This is a genomic window from Armatimonadota bacterium, from assembly GCA_017993055.1.
In the GTDB taxonomy this organism is placed as follows: domain Bacteria; phylum Armatimonadota; class UBA5829; order DTJY01; family DTJY01; genus JAGONM01.
This window is the reverse complement of the sequence record JAGONM010000041.1, coordinates 19,845-27,273: the sequence shown is the minus strand read 5'-3', so window position 1 is coordinate 27,273 and position 7,429 is coordinate 19,845. Positions and strand designations below refer to the sequence as shown.

General features: G+C 62.6%; 7 protein-coding genes. 5 read left to right on the top strand and 2 right to left on the bottom strand.

Going from position 1 to position 7,429, the window contains the following annotated elements:
- Nucleotides 1–210 precede the first annotated feature (210 nt).
- Genes argC through KBC96_13250 form a run of 4 tightly spaced genes read left to right on the top strand, consistent with a single transcriptional unit; the run spans nucleotide 211 to nucleotide 3,704 of the window.
- Nucleotides 211–1,152: an N-acetyl-gamma-glutamyl-phosphate reductase gene (gene argC / locus KBC96_13265; GenBank protein ID MBP6965363.1), complete on the top strand. Its 942-nt coding sequence runs from the start codon at nucleotides 211–213 to the stop codon at nucleotides 1,150–1,152.
- Complete coding sequence (locus tag KBC96_13260; protein MBP6965362.1) at nucleotides 1,145–1,726, top strand: GrpB family protein; 582 nt, start codon at nucleotides 1,145–1,147, stop codon at nucleotides 1,724–1,726. Before argC ends, KBC96_13260 begins: the two co-directional genes overlap by 8 nt.
- Complete coding sequence (locus KBC96_13255; GenBank protein ID MBP6965361.1) at nucleotides 1,723–2,772, top strand: CehA/McbA family metallohydrolase; 1,050 nt, start codon at nucleotides 1,723–1,725, stop codon at nucleotides 2,770–2,772. The genes KBC96_13260 and KBC96_13255 overlap by 4 nt, the downstream gene beginning before the upstream one ends.
- A gap of 2 nt (nucleotides 2,773–2,774) precedes the next feature.
- Entirely contained in the window at nucleotides 2,775–3,704 is a 930-nt protein-coding gene (locus KBC96_13250) for an aminoglycoside phosphotransferase family protein (GenBank protein MBP6965360.1), read from the top strand.
- A gap of 15 nt (nucleotides 3,705–3,719) precedes the next feature.
- On the opposite strand, the gene KBC96_13245 is transcribed toward KBC96_13250, so the two are convergent.
- The gene (locus tag KBC96_13245) at nucleotides 3,720–4,727 is read right to left on the bottom strand and encodes a metallophosphoesterase family protein (protein ID MBP6965359.1); all 1,008 of its coding nucleotides are present in this window, start codon (nucleotides 4,725–4,727) and stop codon (nucleotides 3,720–3,722) included.
- A 95-nt stretch (nucleotides 4,728–4,822) separates the two neighbouring features.
- Here KBC96_13245 and KBC96_13240 point away from each other — a divergent pair, with 95 nt between their 5' ends.
- On the top strand, nucleotides 4,823–5,467 hold the full coding sequence (locus KBC96_13240) for a DUF2817 domain-containing protein (GenBank protein ID MBP6965358.1): 645 nt from the start codon (nucleotides 4,823–4,825) through the stop codon (nucleotides 5,465–5,467).
- A gap of 154 nt (nucleotides 5,468–5,621) precedes the next feature.
- On the opposite strand, the gene KBC96_13235 is transcribed toward KBC96_13240, so the two are convergent.
- On the bottom strand, nucleotides 5,622–7,427 hold the full coding sequence (locus KBC96_13235) for a carboxypeptidase regulatory-like domain-containing protein (GenBank protein MBP6965357.1): 1,806 nt from the start codon (nucleotides 7,425–7,427) through the stop codon (nucleotides 5,622–5,624).
- Nucleotides 7,428–7,429: the final 2 nt, after the last annotated feature.

The window sequence follows — 7,429 nt, the reverse complement described above, 5'->3', positions numbered from 1 at the left end:
TGGCCGGCTTCACCCAGTTCTTTAACTGAGCCTCGACCAATGGGCGCCCGGGGTTCGTCCGGGCGCCCATTCCGTTTCTCGACTTCCATCCGCCACCAAGTCTCTCCGCGCAGTTCCGCAGTCCCGCTCACGTGTTGACTGACGGCACCCGTCTCCGATATGATCTGATCGAGGCTGTCGCGCATCACAGGCCGCATCGGGGGGTTAGGGATGAAGCACAAGGTTTTCGTGGACGGACGGGAGGGAACGACCGGGCTGGAGATTCAGGAACGGCTCGCCGGTCGGGAAGACCTCGAGTTTCTGCTGATAGACCCCGAGATGCGCAAGGATCCGGAAGCGCGGCGGGCGATACTCGACGAATCGGACGTGGCCTTCCTCTGCCTGCCTGACGCCGCAGCTCGGGAGTCGGCGTCGCTCGTCACCGACGAGGCAACTCGCCTGATAGACGCCAGCACAGCCCATCGGGTGAACCCTGAGTGGGCCTACGGCCTGCCCGAACTCAGCCCGCTCCACAGGAAGCGCATCGCTGAATCGAAGCGCGTGTCCGTGCCCGGATGCCATGCGACGGGGGCCGTCCTCGCGCTCGGCCCGCTGGTGGAAACGGGCATCGTGCCGAGGGATTACCCGATCGCGATCACATCGCTCACCGGATACAGCGGCGGGGGCAAGAAGCTGATCGCCAAGTACACTGAGGCGAACGCCGCGCTCCGCAGCCCGAGACCCTATGCGCTGGGCCAGACGCACAAGCATCTCCCCGAGATCGCCGCTCATGCAGGGCTTGACTTCCATCCGGTCTTCCTGCCGATCGTCGGCGACTTCTACAGGGGTATGGCCGTCACGATACCGCTGGAGACGCGCTTGCTCAAAGGGACGGTGACGGCGACGCGCATCCATGAGATGCTGTCGGCCCACTACGCGTCAGAGCGGTTCGTCCGAGTGATGCCCTTCAACTCGGACACCGAACTGGACGGCGGTTTCCTGGACATCGAGGGCTGCAACAACACCAACCGGGCGGACGTGTTCGTCTTCGGCAATGACGAGCGGATACTCCTGACGGTCCGGCTCGACAACCTCGGCAAGGGGGCATCCGGGGCGGCGGTCCAGTGCATGAACATCATGCTCGGCCTCGATGAGGGACTCGGACTTGAGTAGCCGAGCCAACGACGATGAATGGAGCAGAGAAGCGCTCGGCCGGAGGTTTCCGATATACCTAGCTGAGTACGACCCCTGCTGGCCGCAACTATACGAGGCGGAGGCGGACTCCCTCCGGGAGCAGTTCGGCAAGCTGATCGTTCGCACGGAACACATCGGGAGCACGGCAGTTCCAGGCCTCGCCGCCAAGCCGACCATAGACATCCTGGTGGAAATCACATCCTTCGAAGACGCTGAGCGACATATCCGGCCGACCCTCGAATCCCAGGCAATCGGTTACGGCTGGATGGAGAACCCACCTCCGGGACATATGGCGTTCTGGAAAGGATATATCGTCGAGACGCCGATCAAGTACCACTACCACATGGCGCCGTCCGGCCATCCGCTCATGGACTGCGTCTGTTTCCGCGACTACCTGCGCAAGTATCCTGAGACGGCAGAGGAGTACGAGCGGCTGAAATATCGCCTTGCAGAGATACACCGTCACGACCGCGACGGGTATACCGACGCGAAGGCCGACTTCATCGTCGAGATCACCGAGCGGGCAAATAAGGAGTTCAGCAGATCTATATGACAAAACGCATTATCACATTCATGGAGGTATTCATCGCGCTCATCACACTCTCCGCGTCGGGAAAGGCGGCGGTCTACCATCACTACTTCGGAAGCACCCACGCCCACAGCCGGTTCTCCGACGGCAAGGAGAATCCGGCCGATCATTTCCGCCTGGCGAAAGCCGCCGGCTATGACTTCTACGCCGTGACCGACCACGCGCTGAAGAAGTACAAGGGATACACCCCTGAGAACTATGCGATCACAATCCGGGAGGCCGAAGAAGGGACTGACAGCACATTCGTCGCCATCGCCGGCTTCGAATTCTCTCAGAACGGCGGCCCTGACGGCCGGGGACACCTCAATGCTTTGAACACAGCGACCACCCTGGACGCCACCGCCCCGAGTGTGACCTTCCCGATCTTCTACGACTGGCTGGTGACCAGGCAGTCCACAACGTTGGCGGCATCGTTCAACCATCCGGGCCCGAATACATACAACAACTACGGCTACCTGACTCCCGAGCGCTGGGACTGCGTCACCATGTTCGAGTTGTTCAGCGGCAACAGCAAGGCCCGCTCCGAAGCCTACCTCGCCGCGCTGAACAAAGGGTGGAGACTCGCACCGATCGCCTCCCTGGACGCACACGGCACTCAGATGATCGTCCAGAAGCAGTACAGGACGGGCGTGCTCGCGCCGAGCCTAACCCGGGAGAACATCCTGCAGGCGATGAGGGCCCGCCGGGTCTACGCCACATGGGACAGCAACCTTCGACTGACGTTCCGCGCGAACGGGGAGATCATGGGCTCGGTTCTCGGCAGCCCGACCAGCCTGTGGTTTACCGTCCGCGTCACCGACCCGAACGTAAGGGACGCCGGCGACCGGATCACGAAGCTCGAACTCCTGGGAGAGAACGGGAAGGTGCTGCTGAGCAACAGTTTCTCGGCGCACACTGTCTCCTGGAATCTCGCGCTGACGCCGACGCAGAAGTACTACTTCATCCAGGTCTACACCGCCGACAAGACCGACGGTCCAACCGCATACTCCGCCCCGATCTGGATAGAGTGATTATGCAGCCTGATGCCAGGTTCGCCAAAATCCTGATACGAGACCTGCCGATCCGCCACGAGGTGACGAAGATCGAGTTCCTCGACAAGGGATACTCGACCGACCGGAAGTATCTGCTATGGACGGGCGATAGGATAGCGTATCTCCTCCGTGTGAGCGACATCTCCGAGGAGCAGAAGCGGCGCTCGGACTACGATCTCATGGCCCGTCTTCACGAGAAGGGCATCGCATGCCCGCGCCCAATCGCCTTTGGTACGAACGAGGATGCAGGCGCGTGCTTCATCGTCCAGAGCTACATCGCCGGTGCGTGTGCTGAGGACGCTATCCCGCTTCTGACGCCCGATCAGCAGTACGATGTCGGACTCGATGCGGGAGAAACGCTGCGAGGGATTCATGGCGCTCTGCCCTCTCCTCATCGCGTGGACGACTATACCATCAGGAGCGGCAAGTACCGACTCCACCGGGAGGTAGTCACAGAGATGGGAGCGTCGTCCCAGGGACAGGACCGTGCGGAGCGGTACGTCGAGGCACGCATGCATCTCCTCCGCGATCGGCCGACCGTGTTCCGCCACGGCGACTACCATCCGGGCAACCTGGTACTGCTCGATGGCCGGCTCGCCGGGGTGATCGACTTCAACCGGTGCGACTGGGGCGATCCGATCGATGATTTCTACAAGATGGCATTCTTCGGCGCTCCGCTCAGTGAGCCGTTTGCACGCGGACAGGTCCGGGGCTATTTCGGCGGCGACCCGCCGGGGGACTTCTGGCCGCTCTACAACCTCTACGTCGCGATGGTCCTCCCGGGAGACATCGCGTGGACGCACAAGTACTACCCCCAGCACTTGGACCGATCGATTGAGTTGATCGAACTGATCACCCGCACTCACGACTTCGTCAGCGGAACGCCACCTGTGTGGTGGCAGGAGCATTGACCGCCGATTCACTTCTCACTGGTTCGTCGTGTTGTCGGTGAAGCGCATCCAAGTAGCAAAGTGACCGGGATCGGATTCCTTGATCAGAAGTACCCGGCCTCCGCGAGTGCGATTGACGGCCGGATCGTTGTCGGGCAGGTTGTAGTCCGAGTACGTGACCGAAGCATCGTAGCCCAGCGTCACGCCATGCCATTCGCCGACGTAATTGCTGATGTGCTCGTGGCCGCAGAATATCCCCTTCACGTCGCCTCTTGCCAGCACCGAAGCGAACAGTGAGCTGTGAATCTTCGAGCAGCCCTCCGGCTCAAAGCGGTCGCCCTTGTACTTGCCGGACTGAGCCAGGTCCCGAAACTCCTGGATCGGTATGTGGAAGAACATGAGTCCGGGAATCTTGAGCCCGTACTTCGCCTGCAGCTGCGTGGAGGTCCGGCAATACCAGTTGACCTGCGTGGCATGAATCCAGTCGTAGCCGCCGATCTTCGCCGGCGCGTACATGCCGGAGTCAATCAGCCAGAGCGCAAGAGCGGGCGCAGTCCCGGCGCTGTTCTTCACGAGGAGGTGGTCATTCCCCACCCCATGAATCTTCTCCGGTCCGCGGACATTCAGGTTGCATGGGAAGCTGGAGTAGAACTCGATCACCGCCGACTTGTCCATCTTCGTCCTGCCCTGGTGCTCCATGTCGTGATTGCCGAAGACGATCGCCCAGGGGATTCTGCGCTTCTCCATCGGGACGGAGATGCTCGCGATCGCCTGCTTCACCTGGTCGACGGTGTCGATCGCGTAGCCGGCAATACAGTCACCGATGATCACTACCATGTCGGGCTTCTCGGCATCGAGGACGCGCTCCATCAGCGCGGTGGACCGCGGGTCGAGGCTCTCGTCATCCTGGATGTCGGAGAATGTCACGATCTTGAACGTGCCGTCTGCGCCGAACCTAAGCTCGGGCTTCGCAGCCGAAGCCGTCTGAATGAACACGAAGAGAAGCGAGAGAAGAAGGAAAAAAGGTGGGACTGCGGTGTTCAAGCGAACCTCCAACCGTGAAATGCCTCTACAGTATAAGCCCACGCAGGCACCCGGTCAAGGAGGGAATGCGGTCGTTGGTCACCGAACAATAGGTCATGAACCCCAGTGCCGGTGATCAACCCATCCATACATCTGTCGAGGGACGGCCGATCGAGGTGCTCTCGTTCGGCGAGGGCGAGCGCACGATCCTGCTGATGGCGGGAGTCCACGGCGACGAGCAGAATGGCGTAGCGATGGTTGCGCGGCTGATCGATCAGCTCAGGAGCCTCGATCCCGCAGCCTCGAGAGAGCGAATCGTGGTGATGCCGCTCGCCAACCCGGATGGATTCACCTCCGGGACGCGCAGGAACGCCAGGGGCGTGGACATCAACCGCAACTTCCCGACGAAGGACTTCGTCGGGACCGAGGACGCGCCCGGAGGAGTCGAGCCTGCGTCCGAACCTGAGACTCGCGCGATCCTCGATGTTATGGAGCGCTTCGAGCCCAGCCTCATCATCACGCTCCATGAGCCGCTGGCCTGCGTAAACTACAACGGCTCGCTCGCGGCCCCGATCGCCGAGCGGATGTCCGAGTGCTGCGGACTCGAGGCGAAGGGCGATATCGGCTACCCCTGCCCCGGCTCGATGGGCACCTACTACGGGTGGGAGCGCGAACTCCCCGTGATCACACTGGAGCTTCCACCCGAAGGGGACTTCGAAGCGATCGAACGAGCCGTCCTGGCCGAGTTGGGCATCGGCTGATCCCCAGAGACCATATCACTTCGACCTGACAAACCAGACCGTGCCGCTCGCGGGGACGGCCAGTCTCCCGGACGAGAGTCCGACTGCCGGATACACAACTTTCGCGGCCTTCGCGTTCCTCCTTCGTTCCTTCGCGATTCAAAGGCAAGACGGGCTACTCGGCGATCAGCAGGCGGCCGTCATCATATCCGGCCGCGCCGGTCACGATGACGAACTGGTTCTCGGCGACGGTCGGCGCGCCCTGCGTGATGACTCTGATCCAGGCATCATCCGGATCGTCGGCGATGATGTATGAGCTGTCGGTCACCGAGCCGGGCTTCACGATACCCCAGGCCCTCACGTAGAGGCCGTCGAGCAACCGGCTCCGCAGATCGCGGCTGTTGACGCCCAATGGACGCATCGAGACCGACCCGCCCGGGACGATCTCGCTGAGTTGGATGTACCTCTCCCCTCCCGGCGCGGTGCCTAGCGACCCGACGAGCGACACGAGGGTCGGCGCGGGCATCTCGATTACTCCCTGTATGCGCAGGCCGCTCGACCGGTCCGGCTCCTCGACATAACCGATGCTCCCCTGCCTGAGGTAGAGCGCCTTGTCGTATAGGGCGACGGCCGCTCCGTCCGCGAGCCGACTCGCGCTTGCCGCCCAGCCGGCATCGGGAATCCGGTCGAGAACGGCGCTTACCACCGATATCCGGCCCGCCGCAATGCAGATGTTGCCGATGACCTGGCCGGCGTAGCCGAATTTCGACGCTGTCACGTTGTAGGCTCCCGAGACGAGATTGGGCAGGCTGAACGATCCGTCCGGACCGGTCGTCGTCGAATGCCCGCCGACGTGCGTGGAGAGAGTCGCCCCGGCGATGCCGACACCGCCCGCATCGACCACCGTTCCCGTGATCGTCCCGAGGTCCACCACCCGCATGACGCGGATGAAGTCGATCTCGAAACTGCCCGACGAGACCTCGCACGGATCTATCCGGATCGGGTTGGCGTAACCGGTCCACTCAGGGCTCGCGGACATGTCAATGATGTAGTCGTGGAAGCAGCCGTCACCGGCTATCGGGAAGGAGAGCGTCCCGCCGGGCAGGGTTACCTTCCTCCATCGGAACTCGCCCGCGCTCCCGGCGCTGACCTTCATGCGAAGGTGGATGTAGCGGCCGACGGCGGTATCGATGTTCGGTGATCGCGGCAGGCTGATATACGGGTCGGCCCCGCTGATGGTCCCCGTCAGGCATCCTCCGGCGACCGTCAGGCCGGTGATGCTGTGCGAACTGGTCCCGGTCGGGGGCGGGCCGTCGGTGTCGAATTCCCACGTCGGACAGGGGGCAACCTTGCCGTAGTGGTAGTTGGCGCGGCGGTTCGGCGCGCTGTCGCCGCTCACCGCGAACTCAACGATGTCATCCGTCTTCTGGATGTTGTCCGCCCAGTGGAAGTCGAGGGTGACGTCCGGCGTGCCGACCTGCCCGACCGACGAGCGAGGGACCGCGAGCTCGAGCTTGTTGCCGGACTCCCGGCACGGGATGGTGCCCGCGTCGGCCCAGTTCCAGCCGCCGGTTTTCCGCTTAAGCGTGGTGGAGGTCGCCGAGGTGACCGGGTAGTTGACCAGATAGTCGTAGCCCTGCCAGCCGGTCGCGGCGTTGCGATCGGAATCGATGAAGAGCAGCATCCAGTTGGCGTCCGCGATGCTCGTAAGGTCGCTGACCGTCTCGGCGTAGAAGTAGACGTTGTCGGCGTCGTACGTCATCTTCAGCCTGGCGATGTCGTTTCGCCCGGTGGTATTGGTGTAGGTGCCCGCGCTGCCCCATCCGGCGCTGTTTCGGGCCAGCGTGTCCCGCGTAGTGTCCAGGAACTCCGGCGCGACATCTGCCCAGTCGGAGAAGTCGTTGTCGATGGAGATCGGTTTCGGCGCGCTCGGCAGGTCCGATGGCTTCATGCCCTTGTAGCGGCGGATGTTGGAGATCATCT